Origin of the sequence: Microbispora sitophila (genome assembly GCF_014892245.1) — a bacterium.
Lineage (GTDB): Bacteria > Actinomycetota > Actinomycetes > Streptosporangiales > Streptosporangiaceae > Microbispora > Microbispora siamensis.
Window position 1 is genome coordinate 224780 of record NZ_JADBGC010000009.1, and the last position, 20794, is coordinate 245573.

Below are 20794 nucleotides of genomic sequence, written 5' to 3' on the forward strand. Positions count from 1 at the left end.
AGGTGGTCACCCTGCTGTCGGCCGGACCGAGCCCCCAGGTGAGCCCCGTCGTCCTCCACCGGTGGTCCGTCGAGGCCCGGGAGACGGGGACGGCGAAATATCTGGATCCGTTCGCGCCCGGCGGCGAGCGGGAGTGGCCCTACCTCCGCTGGACGTCACCGGAGCGGGAGATCGGCTTCGCGGCCACCGAGCTGGTGCCGTCGTGGACGGCCGCCGCGCCGCCCGGCGCCTGGCTGGAGATCGAGATCCAGGCGCGGACCGTCACCGGCGAGCTCACCAAGTGGTACGTCATGGGCCGGTGGGCCGAGACCGACGCCGACATCCATCGCACGTCGCTGCCCGGGCAGGGTGACGCCGACGGGGACGTCGCCGTGGACACCTTCGTCGCCGCCCGCCCCGTCACGTCCTACCGCGTGCGCGTCACCCTGTACGGCAGCGGCGGCGGCGTGCGTTCGCTCACCGTGATGGCCTCGGCGGTGGGGCAGGCGGGCAGAGGCGGCCCGCCCGGGCCGCGGGCGGTCGAGCTCGACGTGCCGCGCCGTTCGCAGAAGGTCCACGTGGGGCACTACCCGCAGTGGGACGGCGGCGGGGAGTCCTGGTGCAGCCCCGCGTCGTTCACGATGGTCCTGGGCTACTGGGGGCTGGGGCCCGCCCCGGCCGACCTCGCCTGGGTCAGCCCCGGCGACCCGTGCCCGGCCGTGGACCACGCCGCGCGCGACATGTACGACCACAGCTACCAGGGCACCGGCAACTGGCCCTTCGGCGTCGCGTACGCCGGTCGCTACGGGCTGGACGGCTTCGTGACGCGGCTGCGCTCGCTGGCCGAGCTGGAGCGGTTCATCGCCGCCGGGATCCCGGTGATCACCTCTCAGGCGTTCCGCGATCACGAGCTTCCCGGCTCCGGATACTCCACCGGCGGACACCTCATGGTCGTCACCGGATTCACGGCGGACGGCGACGTGATCGCGAACGATCCGGCCGCGCCGGACGACGAGGGCGTGCGGCGGGTATACCCGCGCACGGCGTTCGAGAGCGTCTGGCTGCGCGCCACGAGCAGCGGGGGGATCGCGCACATCGTGCATCCCCCCGGCACTCCGCTTCCAGACTCCGGGGGGAACTGGTGACCATTCGGGCCGTCGACGTCGCGCGGGTGGACGACCGCCCGCTGTGGGTGGAGATCTCGGGAGACGAGGTCTGGTGGGACGAGCCGCGCCCGCGGGAGGGCGGCCGGCGCTGCGTGGTGCGGCGCAGGGCCGACGGCGTGATCGAGGACGTGCTCCCGCAGGGCTGGAACGCCAGGAACCGGGTCATGGAGTACGGCGGACGGTCCTGGCGGGCCCACGAGGGCCGTCTGGTGTTCACCAACTGGGCGGACGGCCGGATCTACCTGTGCTCCCCCGGCGGGGAGCCGGTGCCGCTCACCCCAGAGGACCCCGCCCGCTACGCCGACCTCGTCGTCCACGGCGACGAGGTGTGGTGCGTGCGCGAGCGGGGCGACGCCCGCAGCGGGGAGCGTGACATCGTCGCGGTGCCGCTCGACGGCTCCCCCCTGCGCAGCGTGGTGAAGACCCATCATTTCCTGATGAACCCGCGCGTCTCGCCGGACGGGCGGTCGCTCGCCTGGATCGGCTGGAACCATCCGGATATGCCGTGGGACGCCACCGAGCTCTGCGTCGGCTCGGTGGACGGCGGTCCCCACCGCGTCCTGCTGTCCGGGGCGTCCACCTGTCAGGCCGAGTGGCGCGACGACGAGAGCCTGTACGCCGTCAGCGACCCCACCGGCTGGTGGAACATCCACCTCGTCGGCATGGACGGCACGGCCCGCGACCTGACCCCGGTGCCGCTGGAGTTCGGCGATGCCACCTGGAAGATCGGCGGCACGTTCTTCGCCGTCGCGGACGGACGGATCGCCACCGTGTACGGCACGGCCGACGAGCGGCGGCTCGGGGTCATCGACGCCCCTGTGCCGGCCGGTGGGGCAACCGGATCCATCAGGGACGTCGGCGGCGGCTACACCTACTGGGCGCCCGCCCTGTCCGCCCGGGGCTCCCACGTCGTGGGCGTCGCGGCCTCGCCCCACCGGCCGTCCGAGGTGGTGCGGGTCCATCTGGAGACGGGGGCGCACGAGGTGCTGTCCCCGGGCAAGCCGGTGCCCGCGGCCGCCGAGCTGCCCACGCCCGAGGCCGTGACCGTCGACGGGGTCCACGCGCACCTGTACGCCCCGGCGGGCGACGGGCCCGCGCCGTACGTGGTGTTCGTGCACGGCGGGCCGACGAGCGCGGCCCCGCCGGTGCTCGACCTGGAGATCGCGTACTTCACCAGCAGGGGGATCGGCGTCGCCGAGGTCAACTACGGCGGTTCCACCGGCTACGGCCGGGCCTACCGCGAGCGGCTGCGGCACAACTGGGGCGTGGTCGACGTGCGCGACTGCGAGACGGTGGCGCGGTGGCTGCTGGACAGCGGACGGGCGGAGAAGGTGGCGATCAGAGGCGGCAGCGCCGGCGGCTGGACGTCGATGGCCGCGCTCGTCCACAGCGACGTCTTCTGCGGCGCGGTGTCCCACTACGGCATCTCCGACCCCGAACACTGGGCGGCGGAGACGCACGACTTCGAGTCGCGCTACCTCGACGGGCTGATCGGCCCGCTGCCCGAGACCCGGCAGCGCTACCTCGACAGGTCGCCCGAACTGCACGCCGAACGGGCGTCCGGCCCGGCCCTGCTCCTGCACGGCCTGGAGGACAAGGTGGTCGATCCGGCGCAGTCGGAGCGCTTCGCCGCCGCGCTGGCCCGCCACGGGCACCGGTGGGCGTACCTCACGTTCGAGGGGGAACAGCACGGGTGGCGGCGTGAGGAGACCATCGTCCGGGCCCTGGAGGCCGAGCTGGCGTTCTACGGGATCGTCTTCGGCTTCCCGACGCCCGAGGTCCCGCCCCTGAAGCTGGAAGGTGGCATGTCGTGAGCGAGGTCGCGGCGATCTGCTCGGAACTGCTGCGGATCGACACCACCAACGACGGGTCCGGCGACGGGCCGGGCGAGCGGCGGGCCGCCGAGTACGTGGCGTCCCTGCTCGCCGAGGTCGGCATCGAGCCGGTGGTGTTCGAGTCGGCGCCGCGTCGCACCAGCGTGGTGGCCCGCATCCCCGGCGACAGCCCCGACGCGCTGCTCCTGCACGGGCACCTCGACGTCGTGCCCGCCGACCCCGCCGAATGGCGTACGCACCCGTTCTCCGGGGAGATCGAGGACGGCTGCGTGCACGGCCGGGGCGCGGTCGACATGAAGGGCACGCTCGCCATGACCCTCGCCTGGGCCCGCGAGAACGCGCGCAGGGGCGTGCGCCCCAGGCGCGACCTCGTGCTGGCGTTCCTGGCCGACGAGGAGTCCACCGGCGAGTACGGCGCGGGCCACGCGGTCGAGCGGCACCGCGACCTGTTCGAGGGCTGCACGGAGGCGATCAGCGAGTCCGGCGGCTTCTCCTGGTATGAGGGCGACGTCCGCGTCTACCCGGTGGCCGTCGGGGAGCGCGGCACCGCCTGGATGCGCCTGACGGCCCGCGGCGTGCCCGGTCACGGGTCCAAGCCCGCCGTGGACAACCCCGTCGCCGAGCTGGCCCGGGCCCTCGCCCGCCTCGCCGACCACCCCTGGCCCGTACGGCTGACGCCCGAGGTGGCGCGGCTGATCGAGGAGCTGTCGCGCGCGCTCGGCCGGCCAATCGACGTCGACCGGCTGGAGGAGGAGATCGAGCGGATTCCCCGCGCGGCCGCCCTGTTCAAGGGCGTGCTGCGCAACTCGGCCAACCCGACCATGCTCGACGCGGGATACAAGGTCAACGTGATCCCCGGCACGGCCGAGGCCCACGTGGACGGCCGGTTCCTGCCGGGGCAGCGCGACGAGTTCCTGGAGACCGTCGACCGGCTGCTCGGCCCGAAGGTCACCCGCGAGTTCGTCAGCTTCGAGGAGGCCGTCTCCTCCCCCGCCGAGGGCCTGTTCGACGAGCTCACCGCCGCCCTGCTCGCCGAGGACCCCGCCGGCAGGCCGGTGCCGTACGTCATGACCGGCGGCACCGACGCCAAGTGGTTCGCCAGGATCGGCATCAGGGGGTACGGCTTCGCGCCGCTGCTGCTGCCGCCGGACCTCGATTACTTCGGCATGTTCCACGGCCTCGACGAGCGCGTGCCGGTCGAGGGCCTGGAGTTCGGCGTCCGCGTCCTCGACCGGCTGCTCGTCGCGCCGTCGTAGAAGCGATCAGTTCTGGTAGAAGGTCAGGTCCACGCCGGAGACGGCGTGCCGGACGAGGGCGAACCCGTCCAGGTCGGCATGCGCGGCGACCGCCTCGCTCAGGCAGACCAGGCCGGGAGCGGCGAGGTCCTGGGCCATCTTGGAGGCCTGGTTCACCGGCGCGCCGGCCACGTCGTGGCCGCCGTCCGGCGTCCGCCCGGACAGCACCGGCCCGCTGTCCAGCCCGATGCGGCAGGTCATCCCGGCCTCGGCCAGGGCGGCGCGCAGGTCCAGGGCGAAGGGCACGGCGGGGCCGGGATCGTCGAACAGGTAGATGGCCAGCGGACCGGCGACCTTGACCTCGACGGCGCCCTCCGCGGGCAGGAGGCGCAGGCCGATCTCCCGCATGCGGGCCGACAGGTCGAGACTCCGCAGCAGCTCGACCTCGGAAGCGTCGTTCCCCGTCCCTGCCTCGCCGCGCTCGACCAGGACCACCGTCCGCTCCCGCAGGTGCTTTTCCGCGAGCGTCGCGGCGAGCCCGGCGTCCTGTGCCCCGGCGTCCTGTGGGTCGAGGCGCAGCAGGTCCTCGTAGAAGGCCGCCGGATAGGGGATGGGGTACCAGCCGCCGGGGGGCGCCGCGTCGCCGGCGCGCGGGCCGTCGAGCACCCGGTAGACGGCGCCCAGAGGCCCGTCCCGCCCGTCGTGCCCGTCCTTGCGGCGCAGGACGAAGCCGTGGCCGGTGGGCAGCCGCTCGGCCACCGCCGCCGTGACCGCGATCTCGCCGCCCTCGGTGTGGTTCTCCGCGAGGTGCTCGATCGCGTCGGCCTCGGGGCCGTACAGGCCGCCGTCCAGGTCGTAGTAGTCGCCGTGGTGGACGCCGATGCCGACGCGGATCCGGCAGGTGCGCCCGATCTCGTCCTGGGCCCGCAGCAGCGCCGACAGCAGCGTCCCCGCGCCGGTCGAGGCGGGATGGAACATCTGCGCGTTGTCGGCCGCCCAGACGCCCACGGCCCGGCCGCCCGCGCCGGTCCCGTACGCGTGCAGGACGCGTTTCGGGCCGTCGATGAGCGCCAGCACCTCCAGCAGACCGAGGCTGCGGCTCAGCCTGGTCAGCCCGGCCGAGTCGGACACCACGCTGTATCCGGTCGTGACGTGCGCGCCGAGCAGGCGCCGGGCGTCGGCGGCGGTACGGCCGCTCGCCCGCCACCGCTCCACGAGCGTCAGCGGCAGGCCAGGGGCCGCGTCCCTGGCGAGGTCGAAGGCTCCCGGGTCGTGCCGGGCGGGGAGATCGGTGGACACGGGCGCACGCTAACGCACGCACCGTGTTCGTTCCGGGACTTCGGGTGACGAAGCTGGAGCCTCAGCGCAGGCGGGGGTCGAGGGCGTCGCGCACCACGTCGCCGAGCATGAGGAAGCTCAGCACGGTCGCGGTGAGGAACAACGCCGGGAAGACCAGCAGGTGGGGGTGCTCGGCGAAGAACGTCTGGGCGATGTTCAACTGCAGGCCCCACGACACGTCGGGATATTGCAGGCCGACGCCGAGATAGTCGAGGGTCGCCTCCCCCGCGATGACGTTCCCGACGTTCAGCATGGCCACCACGATGACCGGCGCGACGGAGTTGGGCAGGATGTGCCGCACCATGAGCCTGCGGTCGCTCGCGCCCAGCATGCGGGCCGCCGCGACGAAGTCCATGTCCTTGACCGCGATCACCTGGCCGCGCATCAGCCGGGTCATGGTCGTCCAGCCGAGCAGCACCAGGACCAGCGTCATCGCCCACATCCCGTGGTCGGGGAAGGCGACCAGCACGACGGTCGCGCCCAGCACGAACGGGATGCCGAAGAACACGTCGGTGAGCCGGGAGATGAGCGCGTCGGCGACGCCCCCGTAGTAGCCGCCCACCAGCCCCAGCACGATGGAGATCAGCAGGGCGAAGACGGTGACCGAGACGCCGACCACGATGGACGCCCGGGTGCCGTGCACGACCTGCGACCAGTAGTCGCAGCCCTGCAGGTCGTACCCGAACAGCGCGCCGCCCGCCGGGCCGCGCTTCGACATGCGCAGGTCACAGGCCTCGTTCGGGCCGAGGCGGGCGAACAGCCCGGGGAAGGCCGCCATCGCCAGGGCCACCAGCAGGACGACCGTGGAGAACCAGAAGACCACCCTGCCGCGCAGTTCCAGCCAGGCGTCACGCGCGAGCACGGCGGATCCTCGGGTCGAGCACGCCGTACAGCAGGTCGACGGCCAGGTTGGCGAGAATGAAGATCATGACGAGCAGGGTGACGACGCCGACGACGACGGGACCCTCCTGGAGCTGGATGGACTGGAACACCTGCTGGCCGATGCCGGGCAGGTTGAAGATGCCCTCGGTGACGACCGCCCCGGCCATGAGGTTGCCGAAGTCGACGCCGAGGTAGGTCACGACCGGGATGAGCGAGTTGCGCAGCGCGTGCAATCCCACCACCCGCCGCCGGGACAGGCCCTTCGCGGTCGCCGTGCGGATGTAGTCGGCGCGCAGGTTCTCCACGAGGGAGGTGCGGGTGAGCCTGGCCACGTACGCCAGGCCGAACGAGCCGAGGACCATGCCGGGCAACAGGTAGCTGCCCGGCCAGCCCTCCTCGGTCCCCGCGGTCGGGAACAGCCCCAGATTGAGGCCCAGCACGATCTGGGCCGTGTACCCGACGACGAACACCGGGACCGCGATGACGAACGTGGTGCCGGCGAGGACCGCCGTGTCGGCGGCCCCGCCGCGGCGCAGCCCGGCCAGGACGCCGAGGCCGATGCCGACGACGAGCTCGAAGACCCAGGCGGTCAGCGCGAGCTGCGCGGTGACCGCCCACCGGTCCTGGAGGAGCTCGCTCACCGGCTGGCCGGTGAAGGTCTCCCCCAGATCGCCCTGGAACACCCCGAGCATGTAGCGGCCGTACTGGACGAGCAGGGGGTCGTCCAGGTGGTAGCGCGCCCGCATGACCGCGAGCACCTGCGCGGGCACCGGCTTGTCGCCCGCGAGCGCCAGGATCGGGTCGCCCGGCAGCGCGAACACCATCGTGTAGATCAGGAAGGTGGTCGCGAAGAACACCGGGATCGCCTGGGCCAGGCGCTGCGCGGCGTACCTCACCCTCGTGTCACCCCTGCTTCACGCTGATCGTGTACAGGTTCTTGCCGTACGGGCTCACGTCGACGCCGCTGAGCCGGCTGGTGAAACCGATCTGGTTCTGCCAGTTCCACAGCGGGATCATCGGCATCTCGGCCAGCGCGACGTCCTCGGCCTTCTGGTAGAGCGGCAGGCTCGCGTCCAGGCTGGGCGCCGAGTTCGCCTGCTTGATCAGGTCGTCGAACTCCTTGTTCTCCCAGCCCATCCGGTTGCCCGCGCCCCACATGTACTCGAGGTAGTCCTGGGGGCTCGGGTAGTCCATGACCCAGTTGTTGCGGTACGGACCGTCCTCCTTGCGCTGGCGCAGGGTCGACAGGTAGTCGGCGGCCGGGATTTTGCGGAACTTGATGTCCGAGATGCCGAGGTTCTGCTTCAGCTGGTTGGCGACGGCGGTCATCCACTGCTCGTAGCTCGGGTCGGCGTTGGAGAACCACAGGGTCAGCGTGCCGCTGAAGCCGCCGGCCTTGTCGAACAGCGCCTTGGCCTTGGCCGGGTCGTACGTGCACGCCTCGCCGCAGGCGTTCTCCCGGTAGCCGGGCACCAGCGGCGCCAGCAGCGACGCCATCGGCTTGAACGCGCCGTCGTAGACCGCGTCCACGATGGCCTGCCGGTCGATGGCCATGGAGAACGCCTTGCGCAGATCGGCGTTGGCGAACCGCTTGTCGAAGGTCGGGAAGCCCAGGTAGTCCATGGTGCCGTCGGGGGTCTGCACGAAGCGGTCGCCGAGCAGCTTCTTCGCCTCGCCCGTACTGGCCGGCGGGACCGTCGTCATCAGGTCGACCCGGCCGGCCCGCAGGTCGGTCCACGCCGTGTCGCGGCTGGCGTAGATCTTGAAGGTGACGCCGTCCGCCTTGGGCTTGCGCTCGCCCGCGTACGAGGCGGACCGCTTGATCTTGATCTGCTTGTTGTGCTCCCACGCGCCGTCGAGCACGAACGGCCCGTTGCCGACCGGGGCCTGGTCGAACGCCTTGAGGTCGCCGAACGCCGCCTTCGGCATCGGCGCGAACGCGATGTAGGCGAGCGTGATCGGGAACTGGCTGAACGGCGCGGTGAGCGTCACCTCGAGCGTGGTGTCGTCCACCACCTTGAGGCCGCTCATCTTGTCCGTGGACGGGTCGCCCTTCTCGGGGTTGAGCTTGTCGTAGCCCTCGATGTTGGCGAAGTAGTAGTTGTTGGTCCACCCGTTCGGGCCGTAGGCGGTGGCGTTCCAGGAGTCGGCGAAGCTCTGCGCCGTGACCGGCTCGCCGTTGCTGAACTTCTGCCCCGCCTTGAACTTGATCGTCCAGACCTTCTGGTCGGTGCTGGTCACCGACTCGGCCGCCCGCATCACGGGCTTGCCGCTGGCGGCGTCGATGGAGACCGGAGTCTCGAAGAGCGTGTCCAGCACCGTGATCGAATAGTCGCTGGAGGTGTTGCCCGGGGTGAGATGGTCGGGTTCGGTCAGAGCGACCGAGAACGCGTTCGCCTCCTTGCCGCCGCCCTGTGACGACGACCCTCCCCCGCACCCGCCGCTCAGCATGATGGCCGCCACAGCGAGGGCGGCCGCCCGGCTTCTCGTGACCCTCACTGGTCCTCCGCCTCTCCGTCGTGTTGCGGGTGAGGGTAGGAAACGGGGCCGCCGACTGCATCGGAGACTTTACGTATTCCTTGCGCAACCTTTACCCGGCACGCTGAGCATGGAGGATCCATGGATGCAATCAGCCTCAGCGCGCGGAGCCTGCACGCCGTCGCCGAACTGGGCTTTCAGGTGGCCCGGCAGGGGGCGCACGGGGCGATGACCGCGCTGGGCGAGGTCATCCCCGTGGAGGCCTACGAGTTCGTCGCGTTCGACCCGGCGACGGGCCGGCACCGGTCGCTGGTGTCGTCGGGGTACACGCGGGTGGACGACGACGCCGCGGAGGAGTACGCCCGGCTCGACGCCTACCGCCGGGCCATGTCGCTGCGCACGCCCGTCGTCATGGGCTCCCCCGGCACCGAGCGTTACTTCCGGCGCCACCTCGAGCCGTACGGCTGGCGCGCGGGGATCACAACGCCGCTGTTCCTGACCGGCGGGCGCTACACCGGGCTGCTGCACGTCAGCTCCCGGGAGGACCTGCCGCCCGAGGCGCCCGCGGTGATCAGCGCGGTCTCCCCCGCCCTGGCCCACCTCACCGACGTGACCCGCTGCGTCATCGACCCGCTCGGCCTGCCGCCCGGCTTCCACGCCGTGGCGTACGAACGGGGCGGGCGGCGCCGCGACGTGGCCGGGTGGCCCCCGTCGGAGGCGCTCGCCGCCGAGCCGGCCATGGCGGAGCTGGCCAGGGCGTTCATCGACTCCCGCGAGCTGTCGCGCCGGGGGCTGTGGCTGGACGGCACCGGCCAGTGGCGCGAGCTGCGCCTCCACCGGGCAGGCGTGGGCTTCCACGGCTCCATCCAGGGCACGGTCATCGCCGAGCGCCCGTGCGCCCTGCCGTACGACCTGACCTCGCGGGAGATAGAGGTGCTCACCCGGGTCGCGCAGGGCGACTCCAACCCGCAGATCGCCGCCGCGCTCGTCCTGAGCGTGCGCACCGTGACCACCCATCTGGAGCACATCTTCGCCAAGCTGGGCTGCGACAGCCGTACGCGCCTGACCACGAAGGTTCTCGCCGAGGGGCTGTGCCGGCTCGACATCCCGTAATGATCGCCCTCGCGGGACGCGCCGAGGCCGGGTCCGACATTATTGGCGCATGTCGGTTCACGAGCGTCGGCGGCTCCCCACGGGCCTGGAGCTGCTGTTCGGCGACGGCGGCGACGGCCGGGTGCTGTCCGTCGACCTGCCGTCCGGGTCCCTCGTGTGGCCGGACCCCGACTACGACAAGCTGCGCACCCACCACCGCCCCTCGTTCTGGCTGAGCGACGATCCGGTGCCGGCCGGGCTGTGGGCCCGGCTGCGCGCCGAGCACCCCCGGTCGGGCCTGTGGCCGGTGCTGCTCGAGGACGGCGTGCAGCCCTGGTCGGCCGGGCAGATCGCGCCGGACTCGCCCAGCCAGATCGACTACTACGGCGCGGCCGGGTTCATGGCCGAGGCGTGGCAGGACCTGCTGCTGGGCCACGAGGCGTACCTCGCGCCGTTCGGGGCCGAGTGCCCGGGGATCGCGCCGCCCGCCGCGCTCGTGGCCGACCCCGACGTGGTCGCCGACTGGTACGCGGACGTGGTGGCCGAGCGGATGACGCCGCTGGGGCTCGCGGCGGTGAACCGCGGCGCCGACGCGATGGTCGCCATGGGCTGGCAGGGGGCGCTGCACCACAACGAGTGGACCGTGCCGCTGGCGGCCGTCGTGCGCAGCTGGGAGGAGCGGTTCGGGGCGCGCGTGGTCGGCATGGGGTTCAACACGCTGGAACTCAGCGTCGCCGCGCCGCCCGCCACCCCCGCGCACGCGCTGCACGTGGCGGCCGAGCACTGGACGTTCTGCCCCGACAGCATTCTGCAGGGCCCGGGCACGCTGGCCGACTACGCCGAACAGATCGTGGGCCAGAATGCCTGGTCGTTCTGGTGGGATTAACGCGATAATTACCGGCGGACTGATTGTGAGTGAGGGAGGCGGTTTGGGCGGCACGGAGCCGAGCGGGGGCGAACGGCCCGCCAAGGTGGCGGGTCTCAACACCGGCACCGCGAACATCGCCCGGATGAGCGACTACCTGCTCGGGGGCAAGGACAACTTCGCCGCCGACCGGAAGTTCGCCGAGCGGCTGATGTCCATCGCGCCCGAGGTCAAGACGATGGCCGTGGACACCCGCGAGTTCCTGGAACGGGTGGTGCGCTTCCTCATCGACCAGGGCGTGCGGCAGTTCCTCAACGTGGCGTCAGGGCTGCCGACCCGGCGCAACACCCACGAGGTCGCCCAGGAGCTCGCGCCCGATGCCCGCGTGGTGTACGTCGACGACGACCCGGTGGTGCTCAACCACGCGCGGGCCATGCTCGCCCGCAACCCCGGCACCGGGGTGGTCGACGGCTCGATCCTGCGCCCGGCGGAGATGCTGGCCGACCCCGAGATGCTCCGGCTCATCGACTTCGGGCAGCCGGTCGGGGTGCTGATCCCGGCCCGGCTGCAGTACCTTCCCGACGCCGTCGAGCCGTACAAGTGCGTGGCCCACGTGCGCGACCACCTGGCCCCGGGCAGCTACCTGGCCGTCGGTCACGCCGTCTTCGACAGCCGTCCCGAGCTGGCCCGGCCGATCGTCGAGCTGTTCCGGCAGATCGTGCCCCAGGCCGACGACGCGCCGAGGGATCGGGAGAAGGTGCTGCGCTTCTTCGACGGCACGGAACTCGTCGACCCCGGCGTCGTCTACATCCGCCAGTGGCGGCCGGAGGTTCCGCAGAGCACCGGGCAGGCCCAGCGGGTGTGGATCGTCGGCGGCGTCGGCCGGGTGCTGTGACGACCTACCGGATGAGTACGCACGAGGGGGTCCCCACCGCCAGCGCCTGACCGGCCGGCTCGGGCAGCCCGTCCTTGAGCGCCAGCACGGTGACCGAATCGGACCGCTGGTTGGCGACGTAGAGGCGGTCGCCGTCGATCGCGAAGTGGCGCGGCCAGCTTCCGCCCGACGGCACTTCGGTCACCATCGTGAGGCGGGGCCCGTCCACCTCGAAGACGGACAGGGTGTCCGGCCCCCGATTGGCGACGTACAGGTGGCGGCCGTCGGCCGACAGCGCGAGGTGGGAGGGCAGGTTCTCCCCCCCGCTCTCCACCCCGCTCTCCACCACGGCGCCGCTCGCCCGCACCACGCCCGCCTCCCGCCACTCGGCGTCGTAGACGCGCACGGTGCCGTCGAGCTCGCCGGTGACGTACCAGTGGCCTTCGTGGTGCAGGAAGTGCCGGGGGCCGCTGCCGGAGGCCAGCCGTACGGGGCCGTCCGGGTGCGGGCGCATGCCGGGCAGGAAGCGGCGCATCTCGTCGGTGCCGAGGTCGGTCACGTACAGCACGCCGCCGGGCCCGAAGACCGCCTGGTGCGCGTGTGGCCCCTCCTGCCGGTCCGGGTGGGGGCCGTGGCCCTCGTGCCGGAACGTCAGCGGGCCGGGCTCGGGCATCCCGTCCTCACCCAGCCGGTAGGCCGTGACGGTCCCGTCGCCGTAGTTGGCGATCGCCAGCCACCGCCCCTCGGGGTCGAGCGCCAGGTGGCACGGCAGTGAGCCGCCGCTGGAGTGCTCGGCCAGCAGCCGGGGGGTGGGGTCGTCGGCGAAGACCGCGAGACCGCCGTCCCCGGCGCGTTCGAGCACGGCGTACAGCAGCGGCAGCCGGGGGTGGGCGACGACGAACGACGGCCCGGAGGCGCTCGTCTCGGCCACCGCCTCCAGCCGCCCGTCCGCGTGCGCCCGGGCCACCGTCAGGCCGGGACCCGACCCCTCCGTGTCGGGGGTGTATCCGCCGATCACCAGACCGGGTCGGGACATTCGCCCTCCAAAGGATCAAATTATTGGGATATCGCATGGTATCGGCCATACCGGGTGAACGACCGCGACCGGGCAGGCGGCGCGCCGCAGCAGGCCCTGCCCGACCGAACCGAGCAGCCGGGCCCCCACGCCGTGGCTTCCCGCGCCGTGGCTTCCCACTCTGGGGCTTCCCGCTCTGGGGCTTCCCACTCTGTGGGCGCCCAGCACCAGCAGCCACGCCTCCCGGGCGCACGCCGCCAGGGCGGGCAGCGGCGGCGCCTCGACGACCCTGGTCTCGATCGTGGGCCGGCCTCGGCAGCGCAGCCGCCACGGCTCGACGATCCGTGCCAGCGCCCGTTCGCCCTCCGGCTCACGCCCTCTCGTGGCGTACACCGCGGTCAGCGGCAGCGACCTGCCGCGGGCGACCTCCACCGCGAAGCGCAGGGCGGAGTCCGCCTCGGGACCGGCCGGCCGCGCCGCGTCGATCCCCACCACCACCCCGCCGGCGGGCGTCGCGGACGCCGGCGCGCCGACCACGACGACCGGGCAGGCGGCGTGCGCCGCCGCGTACGCGCTGACCGAGCCGCGCAGCAGCCCGGCCAGCCCGCGCACGCTCCGGTGGCCCAGGACCAGCATCGCGGCGTTCCTGCTGAGGCCGACCAGGACGTCCTTCGGGTCTCCCCGCACGAGCACGGGACGGATCTCGCGGCCCGGCAGCAGGCGTTCGGCCAGCCGTACGCCCTCGAACAGCCGCAGCCCCGCCAGGCGGCGCTCCTCGGCGGCGACGGCCTCGGCGCGCTCCGGGTAGGGGCCGTCCCACACCTGGCACACCGTGACGCCCGCACGGTGGCGGACCCGGCACTCCGCCGCCGCCCACTCGATCGCGGCCCGGCTCTGCCGTGTGCCGTCGTAGGCGACCACGATCTCCTGCTTCATCTCACTCACGCGGCCCGCGCCGCGTGCGCAGAGCGCACCCCATGGCACCAGCAGATCACCCGGGCCCCGGCGGCGGCGCCGGGCGAAAGCCACCGGCCTGCGGGACCTTCGGCCCGCCCGCGGCTTAGCGTAGAGACATGATTCGGGTGTTCCTGGTGGACGACCACGAGGTGGTACGGCGTGGGGTGGCGGCGTTGCTGGACGCCGAGGACGACATCGAGGTCGTCGGCGAGGCGGGAACGGCCGAGTCGGCCGTGGCCCGCATCCCCGCGCTGCGGCCCGACGTGGCGGTGCTCGACGTGCGCCTGCCCGACGGCGACGGGGTGGACGTCTGCCGTGAGGTGCGCTCAAGGGTGCCGGGCCTGGCCTGCCTGATGCTGACCTCCTACGCCGACGACGAGGCGCTGTTCAACGCGGTCATGGCCGGGGCGGCCGGTTACGTGCTCAAGCAGATCCACGGCTCGGACCTGGTCGGCGCGGTGCGCACGGTGGCCGGCGGGCAGTCGCTGCTGGACCCGCAGACAACGGCCGCCATGCTGCACCGGCTGCGCGACCAGGCCACGAAGAAGGACCCGCTGGCCGCGCTGTCGGACCAGGAGCGGCAGATCCTGGAGTTGATCGGCGAGGGCCTGACCAACCGCCAGATCGGCGAGCGGATGTTCCTGGCCGAGAAGACGGTCAAGAACTACGTGTCCAACCTGCTGAGCAAGCTCGACATGCAGCGCCGCACCCAGGCCGCCGCACTCGCCGCCCGCCTCAAGGCCGGCCGCCAGGACTGAGCCGCCAGGACCGAGCCGCCAGGACCGAGCCGCCAGGACCGAGCAGGCGACGCGCCCGCACAGGGTAATCATCCGTGCCGGAGTTCCCCAGGACGCCGACGGGACCCCAGCGGTACGGGCATATGCCCTATGTCGCTTATATCCACTGGCGCATGGGCAGGTGGTTGCCAGGTGTCTCGTCACTGCGCGGACGTCTTCCGAACCGATCTCGTCTCGGCGGCGCGGCGGCTCGCGGTGGCCGCGCTCGTCGTCTCGATCGCGGGCCTCGCCGTCCCGGAATCGGCGGACGCGGCCTCCGCTCCGCTGCGCCACAAGCCGCGTGCGGCCGCGGCCGGTGCGGCGGCGGCCAAGGCCAAGGCCAAGGCGAAGCCCCGGCCCGGCCCGCGCGGTCATCAGGCGGTCCGAGGCGGGCGAACCAGCGCCAGGCAGTACAGATCGGGCCGCGGCAAGAACATCCAGAACCTCAACGGCGTCTACACGCCCTCGCTGCTGAGCGGCGCGCAGTCGACCGCCGTCACGTCCGCCGGGAAGATCACCAGCCAGGGCGCCTACTGCGCCCCCGGCAGCCGCTCCTGCAACATCTCCCAGACCATGAAGTGATCAGCCCAGCGGGACGCTCCACTCCAGGCGGGCGCCGCCGGCGTCAGGAGAGGCGAGGGTCAAGGCGCCGCCGAGCCGTTCGGCGCGGTCGCCGAGGTTGCGCAGGCCGCTGCGGCGGCCCTCGGCCGGGATGCCGACGCCGTTGTCCTCCACCACGAGGGTCAGCCGCCCGTCCCCGGCGTGGACGGCGACGTCGGCGCGGGTGGCCTTGGCGTGGCGGACGAGGTTCGACAGGGCCTCGCGCAGGACGGCGAGCAGGTGTTCTGCGACCTCGGCGGGCACGTCGTTGTCGAGCCGGCCCTCCAGGCTCAGGCCCGGCATGAAGCCCAGGTGACCGCGGGCGCCCTCGACCAGATCGACCACCTGGGCGCGCAGGCTGGGCGAGGCGTCCTCGCGCGGGGTCTGCAGGGCGAAGATGGTCGAGCGGATCTGCCGGATGGTGGTGTCCAGCTCGTCGATCGCGCTCTGCAGCCGGGAGGACGCCTCCGGCCGCTCGACCAGCCGCACCGCGCTCATCAGCGTCATCGCCACCGCGAACAGGCGCTGGATGACCACGTCGTGCAGGTCCTTGGCGATCCGGTCGCGGTCTTCAAGCAGGCCGAGCCGCTCGGCGTCCCTGCGGGTCTCGGCCAGCTCCAGCGCGACGGCCGCCTGCCCGGCGAACGCGTGCAGCGTGCGCAGCTCCGACTGGCTGAACGGCATCCGTCCCGAGCGTTTGACCAGGGCAAGCACCCCGCGTACGGCCCCGGCCGCGCCCAGCGGCACGGCCGCCACCGGCCCCGCCTCCAGGTGGTCGCCGGTGCCGGCGAGGTGGGCGTCCCCACCGGAGGGGTCGTCCAGCATGAGGGGCTCGCCGCTCAGGAACGCCCGGCCCGACAGCGAGCCCTCGATCGGCAGGTCGCCGCCGGCCGGGCGCGTCCCCGGCTCGCCGTCCTCAAGAGCCACCTGCAGGGTGTCGCCGCCCTTGCGCGGCAGCAGGATCGCCACGGCGTCGGCGTCGGCCATCTCGCGGGCGCGCCGGGCGATCAGCGTGAGGACCTCCTGCGGCTCGCCGCCGGACAGGAGGCGGGTGGTGATGTCCGAGGACGCCTGCAGCCAGGTCTCGCGGCGACGGCTCTCCTCGTACAGACGGGCGTTCTCGATCGCCACTCCGGCGGCGGTGGCCAGGGCGACCACGATCGCCTCGTCGTCCTCGTCGAAGTTCCCGCCGCCGCGCTTCTCGGTGAGGTAGAGGTTGCCGAACACCTCGTCGCGCACCCGGACCGGCACCCCGAGGAAGCTGCCCATGGGCGGGTGGCCGGGCGGGAAGCCGTACGACTCGGGATGCCGGGAGATGTCCGACAGCCGCAACGTCTGCGGCTCCTTGATCAGCAGGCCGAGCAGGCCCAGCCCGTGCGGCCAGTGCTCGATCCCGGCGATCTCCTCCTCGCTCAGCCCCACCGGGACGAACTGGATGAGCGTGTTCTCCTCCCCGATCACGCCCATCGCCCCATAGGTCGCGTCGACCAGCGTCGTGGCGGTCTCCACGATGCGCCGCAGCACCACCTCCAGGTCGAGGTCGCTGCCGATCGAGACGACCGCCTCCAGCAGCGCGTGCACCCGATCCCGGGTGGCCAGCACCGCCTCCAGACGCGACTGCAACTCGGCCAGCAAGTCGTCCAATCGCATGCTGGGGATCAGCGACCGCGGCTCGTTCTCCGTCATGGTGCAAAAGTCTGGCAGCAGGGGGCCCGGTGGGCGCAGGGGTCCGGTGCACGTTCAGATCGCGTTCAGATGTGGTGACGGCGCCACTTCCGGTCGGCCGCCGCCCAGGCGACCTCCCACTCGCGGTAGCGCCTGCGGTCCAGCAAGTGACGCGCGAGCGCGAAGCAGGCCCAGGCCAGGACGGCGGCGCCCGCCACGACGCCGAAGGCGGCCAGCCCCGCCCTCGTGACCGTCTCGGCGCGCTGCGGCGGCGGCGCGGCCGGCCTGCCCTCGGCGTCCACCCACAGCCGCGCGTTCGCCGGACCGTCCCGCAGGAGGAGCGCCGCCGGGATCATGCCCTCCCGGACCTCGCCGGATGGCAGCGTCCACCGCGCCGGGCCCACCGCGGGCAGACCGCGGCCGCCCGCCGGGACGGCGGAGCCCTCCTCCATCGAAGTGGCCTCGACGAGGGTGGCCTCGACCAGCTGCCGTGCTCCCGGCCCGACCCGCTCGGCCGCGACGCCGCCGTCGTACACCGTACGAGCGGCCAGCGTCGCGGGCCACGCGGCGAGCAGGACCGCGGCCAGCGCCGCCGCCGCGAGCGCCGCCTCGATCAGATCGGAACGGCGGCGCAGGGGGTTGCGATCGGGCCGGTAGCGGCGTAACCGCGACACGACCCAGCGGGCGATCGACCTCATGGCACCCCTCCTGTCGGGCCACAGGAGGTCCCACTTCCCCGGGCGGGCCCGTCCACGCCCGCCCGGACGGCCTCAGCTCAGCTCAGCTTCGCCCGGGCGGCGGACGACACCACCTTGTCCTTCTCCGCGGGCGACAGCAGGCCGGCGGCGACCCACTCCTCGGCGGCCTGGGCGACCGCCGACTGGAACCGGCCCCGGTTGCCGAACGGAGCCTGCTCCCAGACGGCGTCGAGGAACGTGGTGCCGTCGTCCTTGGCCCGGTTCGGCACGCCGGAATCCACCTTCCCGAAGACGATCTCGGGCTCCTGCCTCTGGAAGTAGGCGTGGTAGTGCTTGGTGTCCCCGATGTAGAAGGGCACCAGCGACAGCCCGTGGGTCGTGAAGGTCATCGGCGCCGCGGGCGTCATGGCCTTGGCCAGGTCGCCGTCCAGCCCGAGGTCCTTGTAGAAGGAGAAGTCGCGGTAGCTCTTCTCATCGCTCAGGGCGACCATCGGCACCGGGCCGTAGGCGAGGCTCTGGATGGACGGGGCGTCCAGCGCCTTCTCCGCCCGCAGGCTGAAGGGCATCGTGATCTTGACTTCGTCACCGGGCTTCCAGGTCCGGCTGAGCGTGACGTACCCCTTCGGCGCGTCACCGAGGCGCTGCACGACCCCGTTGACCCGTACGGTGTACCCCTTCTCGACCCAGTAGGGCACCCGGAGCTTCAGGTCCAGCGGGCCCGACCCGTCGACCCTGAGCGTCACGGTGCCGGAAGGGTCGGCCGGGTAGTTCGTCGACTGCCTGATCCTGAAGCCCTTCTCCGGCCAGGTCAGCTCGGAGGCCATGTAAAGGTTCACGAAGAGCGCCGAGCCGTCCGCCGCCTTGAAGTACACCGAGTCCTGGAACTTGGTCAGGCTCTCCAGGCCGGTGCCGCCGCAGCAGGTGCCGAGGTTGCCGTAGCTCCTGACCGAGCCAGGGCTCATCGGGATGAAGTAGGTCAGCAGCGGGTCGGTGGTGCTGTCGGCGTTCCTCCGGGAGGCGAGGATCTGGCCGTAGAGGCCCCGCTCGTAGTACTGCATGTACTTCGGGTCGCCCGTGTGGAAGAACAGGCCCCGGCTCAGCTTGAGCATGTTGTAGACCGCGCACGTCTCGGCGTTGTTGGCGCCCAGCGCGCCCACGATGACGTCGCGCGCCCCGAAGAGCTCGCCGTTGTCGCTCGGGCCCGAAAGGCCGCCGTCGGTGAAGGTGCGGTGCGGGACGACCATGTCCCAGAAGTTGACGGCGGCGGTCAGGTAGTCGCGATCGCCGGTCTGCTCGTACACCGAGAGATATCCGATGAACTGCGGGATGTGCTGGTTGGCGTGCTTCCTGTTCAGCGTGTCCTGGTTCGCGATCGTCGCGTTCTTGAGCGCGGTGTTGTCGAAGCACTTGGCCGTGTCGAGGTACTCCTGCTTGCCGGTCAGCGCGTGCAGGTCGGCCATCACCGCGTTCATCGCGTTGTACTCGCCCGCGATGTACGTGGTCCACATCTTGTCCAGTTGCTCCCGCGAGAGCTTGGACAGCCGGCTGTGGACCCAGTCGCCCATCTTCAGGACGATCTCGCGGGCCTGCTCGTTGCCGGCGTGCTGGTACGCGTCGAGCAGTCCGCGCATGATCATGTGGCAGGTGTAGTAGGGCGCCCAGATCGTCGGGTAGGTCGCGCCCTGCTCCAACAGGATGAACTGCGTCTCCGGGTAGGCGGCGAGGAACCCGGGGTGGCTCGGCCCGGGGGCCCCGGTGGCCTCGGAGATCAGGCGGGCGTTGCGCCCCTTGCCGGAGGAGTCGGCCGCGGTCTCGCCCGAGGTCTCCTCGAACCGGTACCACGCCACGTTCCCGCCGCCCAGGCCGCCGTCCGCGCTGGTGGTCAGGGCCTGGACCTCCGTCGCGCTCAGCGCGCGGTCGTAGATCTGGAACTCGTCGACGGCCCCGCTCATGAGGGGGTCGCCGTACTGGGACTTGCCGATCCAGTTGTTGCCGGTCGTGCCGAGGTCGGAGGGCTTGAGGGTCATGCCGGTGTTCGTGCCGACCGCCTCGCCGTTGACGTACAGCGTTCCCGTGCCGCCCGACAGGGTGACCGCGACGTGGCTCCAGGCGTTGGCGGCCAGCTGCCTGGTGCCGTCGATCCGCTGCTCACCGCCGCTGCCGCTGGTGGTGATGGCGAAACGCGGCGCCGACCCCGCGCTCAGGGCCAGGAACATGTTGCGGGTGGTGCCGGTGCCGAAGTCGAAGATCCTCGACCAGGTGCTGATCACCGCGGGGTTCACCCACAGGGCGATCGTGAAGTCGCCGAGCCCGCTCAGGACGCCCGAGGGCAGCGCCACGTACTGGGGGCCGCTCAGCTTGACCGCGGTGCCGAACTTCCCGTTCACCCGGGCGACCGGAGCCGGGGGCGGCGCGGGCTGCCCGACCTTGGCGGCCAGGGCGTCCTGGCACTGGCCCAGCGCCGTGACCATGTAGTCGACCTTGTTCTTGTAGAACTCGTCGCCGGTGCCCGCGTACGCCAGGGCCAGGGCGCTGAGGAAGTGCCCGGCGTAGTGGCCCCGCAGGTTGCCGGTGGCGTCCTCCCAGCCGCCGGGCGGCTGCGCGCCGAGAGTGTCCAGCCCCGCGTTGGCCCGGAAGTTGGCCAGCATGCGGTCGGCCGGATAGGCCCGCAGGAAGTTCAGTATGCGGTCGCGGTTCGTGGCGAACAGGGAGTCACCCAGTTTGACCCTGTCGTTCGCGAAGGGCTGCACGCGCCATCCGGCGGGAATCGGGAAGTCGCCGCCGGCCGCGCTCACCGTCGTCGCGGTGCGGGCGACGGCCGCCTGGGCCGTCCCCGGCCCGGCGACGGAGGCCAGCGCGAGCGCGGGCGGGGTGGCGGCGGCCAGGGCGGCCCAGCGCAGCACGTCACGTCGGTGAATGGGAGTGGTCATTTCGGGGGCTCCTTGTCGTTGACTCGGCGTCTGGTGGTGCGATTTCTCGCGAGTCTGAGCTGGATCAATCCGACGGCGGACCACGGGCAGAAGTTGTTAGCGCTAACATAAGATCACTTGGAGGTAGGGGACGATCACTCGCCGCGGTTCGGTCGCGAGTCCGGGCCGACGGCCGCCACAGAAGCGGCGGTCGGCGGCTCAGGGGTCGTTATCGCTGGTCAGAGGTGATATGGACAGGCCAGGCGACGGCGCTTGGCCCACCGGGTTCACACACCGGCCGGCCGCGCCATTGCGCTCACCGATCATGTGTCGGCAATGTTAACGCTCGCACGGGGCGCGTCAAGAGGCTGCGGCGGTGGCGGTTCTTCACCCGTTCCTCACGCGTTCCTCACCCTGCCGGGCCGCACGC

At 72.2% G+C, this 20794-nt stretch carries 17 protein-coding genes; 8 read left to right on the top strand and 9 right to left on the bottom strand.

Features of this window, described 5'->3' with window-relative positions; genetic code table 11:
• Positions 1-2 precede the first annotated feature (2 nt).
• Genes IL992_RS18600 through IL992_RS18610 form a run of 3 tightly spaced genes read left to right on the top strand, consistent with a single transcriptional unit; the run spans position 3 to position 4236 of the window.
• Complete coding sequence (locus IL992_RS18600) at positions 3-1124, top strand: C39 family peptidase (RefSeq protein ID WP_319018648.1); 1122 nt, start codon at positions 3-5, stop codon at positions 1122-1124.
• Positions 1121-2959: a S9 family peptidase gene (locus tag IL992_RS18605; RefSeq protein ID WP_319018649.1), complete on the top strand. Its 1839-nt coding sequence runs from the start codon at positions 1121-1123 to the stop codon at positions 2957-2959. The genes IL992_RS18600 and IL992_RS18605 overlap by 4 nt, the downstream gene beginning before the upstream one ends.
• The gene (locus IL992_RS18610) at positions 2956-4236 is read left to right on the top strand and encodes a M20/M25/M40 family metallo-hydrolase (protein WP_193204620.1); all 1281 of its coding nucleotides are present in this window, start codon (positions 2956-2958) and stop codon (positions 4234-4236) included. Before IL992_RS18605 ends, IL992_RS18610 begins: the two co-directional genes overlap by 4 nt.
• A 6-nt stretch (positions 4237-4242) precedes the next feature.
• Here IL992_RS18610 and IL992_RS18615 read toward each other — a convergent pair whose 3' ends face one another.
• From IL992_RS18615 to IL992_RS18630, 4 genes are all read right to left on the bottom strand, one after another.
• Complete coding sequence (locus tag IL992_RS18615; protein WP_193204621.1) at positions 4243-5514, bottom strand: nucleotidyl cyclase domain-containing protein; 1272 nt, start codon at positions 5512-5514, stop codon at positions 4243-4245.
• Positions 5515-5575: 61 nt separating this feature from the next.
• The gene (locus IL992_RS18620) at positions 5576-6415 is read right to left on the bottom strand and encodes an ABC transporter permease (protein WP_193204622.1); all 840 of its coding nucleotides are present in this window, start codon (positions 6413-6415) and stop codon (positions 5576-5578) included.
• Positions 6402-7331 (bottom strand): ABC transporter permease, encoded by a 930-nt coding sequence (locus IL992_RS18625; protein WP_193204623.1) that lies wholly within the window; start codon positions 7329-7331, stop codon positions 6402-6404. The genes IL992_RS18620 and IL992_RS18625 overlap by 14 nt, the downstream gene beginning before the upstream one ends.
• A gap of 7 nt (positions 7332-7338) precedes the next feature.
• Positions 7339-8934 (bottom strand): peptide ABC transporter substrate-binding protein, encoded by a 1596-nt coding sequence (locus IL992_RS18630; protein ID WP_193204624.1) that lies wholly within the window; start codon positions 8932-8934, stop codon positions 7339-7341.
• A gap of 120 nt (positions 8935-9054) precedes the next feature.
• Here IL992_RS18630 and IL992_RS18635 point away from each other — a divergent pair, with 120 nt between their 5' ends.
• Genes IL992_RS18635 through IL992_RS18645 form a run of 3 tightly spaced genes read left to right on the top strand, consistent with a single transcriptional unit; the run spans position 9055 to position 11765 of the window.
• Positions 9055-10026 carry a helix-turn-helix transcriptional regulator gene (locus tag IL992_RS18635; RefSeq protein WP_193204625.1) on the top strand — a complete coding sequence of 324 codons (972 nt, stop codon included), beginning with the start codon at positions 9055-9057 and terminating at the stop codon, positions 10024-10026.
• Between the two features lie 49 nt (positions 10027-10075).
• On the top strand, positions 10076-10891 hold the full coding sequence (locus IL992_RS18640; RefSeq protein WP_193204626.1) for a DUF4253 domain-containing protein: 816 nt from the start codon (positions 10076-10078) through the stop codon (positions 10889-10891).
• Positions 10892-10934: 43 nt separating this feature from the next.
• Complete coding sequence (locus IL992_RS18645; RefSeq protein WP_226873303.1) at positions 10935-11765, top strand: SAM-dependent methyltransferase; 831 nt, start codon at positions 10935-10937, stop codon at positions 11763-11765.
• 4 nt (positions 11766-11769) lie between these two features.
• On the opposite strand, the gene IL992_RS18650 is transcribed toward IL992_RS18645, so the two are convergent.
• Both IL992_RS18650 and IL992_RS18655 read right to left on the bottom strand, forming a co-directional pair.
• Positions 11770-12780, bottom strand: a complete 1011-nt coding sequence (locus tag IL992_RS18650) for a lactonase family protein (RefSeq protein WP_193204628.1) — start codon at positions 12778-12780, stop codon at positions 11770-11772.
• Positions 12781-12795: 15 nt separating this feature from the next.
• Positions 12796-13695: a universal stress protein gene (locus IL992_RS18655; protein ID WP_226873371.1), complete on the bottom strand. Its 900-nt coding sequence runs from the start codon at positions 13693-13695 to the stop codon at positions 12796-12798.
• Between the two features lie 137 nt (positions 13696-13832).
• Here IL992_RS18655 and IL992_RS18660 point away from each other — a divergent pair, with 137 nt between their 5' ends.
• Both IL992_RS18660 and IL992_RS18665 read left to right on the top strand, forming a co-directional pair.
• Complete coding sequence (locus IL992_RS18660) at positions 13833-14474, top strand: response regulator transcription factor (RefSeq protein ID WP_193204630.1); 642 nt, start codon at positions 13833-13835, stop codon at positions 14472-14474.
• A 171-nt stretch (positions 14475-14645) separates the two neighbouring features.
• Positions 14646-15074 carry a hypothetical protein gene (locus IL992_RS18665; RefSeq protein WP_193204631.1) on the top strand — a complete coding sequence of 143 codons (429 nt, stop codon included), beginning with the start codon at positions 14646-14648 and terminating at the stop codon, positions 15072-15074.
• Here IL992_RS18665 and IL992_RS18670 read toward each other — a convergent pair whose 3' ends face one another.
• From IL992_RS18670 to IL992_RS18680, 3 genes are all read right to left on the bottom strand, one after another.
• Positions 15075-16778: a sensor histidine kinase gene (locus IL992_RS18670; protein WP_193204632.1), complete on the bottom strand. Its 1704-nt coding sequence runs from the start codon at positions 16776-16778 to the stop codon at positions 15075-15077.
• A gap of 65 nt (positions 16779-16843) precedes the next feature.
• A complete protein-coding gene (locus tag IL992_RS18675) occupies positions 16844-17455 on the bottom strand; it encodes an Rv1733c family protein (RefSeq protein ID WP_193204633.1) in 612 nt (203 codons plus the stop codon).
• Positions 17456-17532: 77 nt separating this feature from the next.
• Entirely contained in the window at positions 17533-20385 is a 2853-nt protein-coding gene (locus IL992_RS18680; protein WP_193204634.1) for a beta-L-arabinofuranosidase domain-containing protein, read from the bottom strand.
• Positions 20386-20794 lie beyond the last annotated feature (409 nt).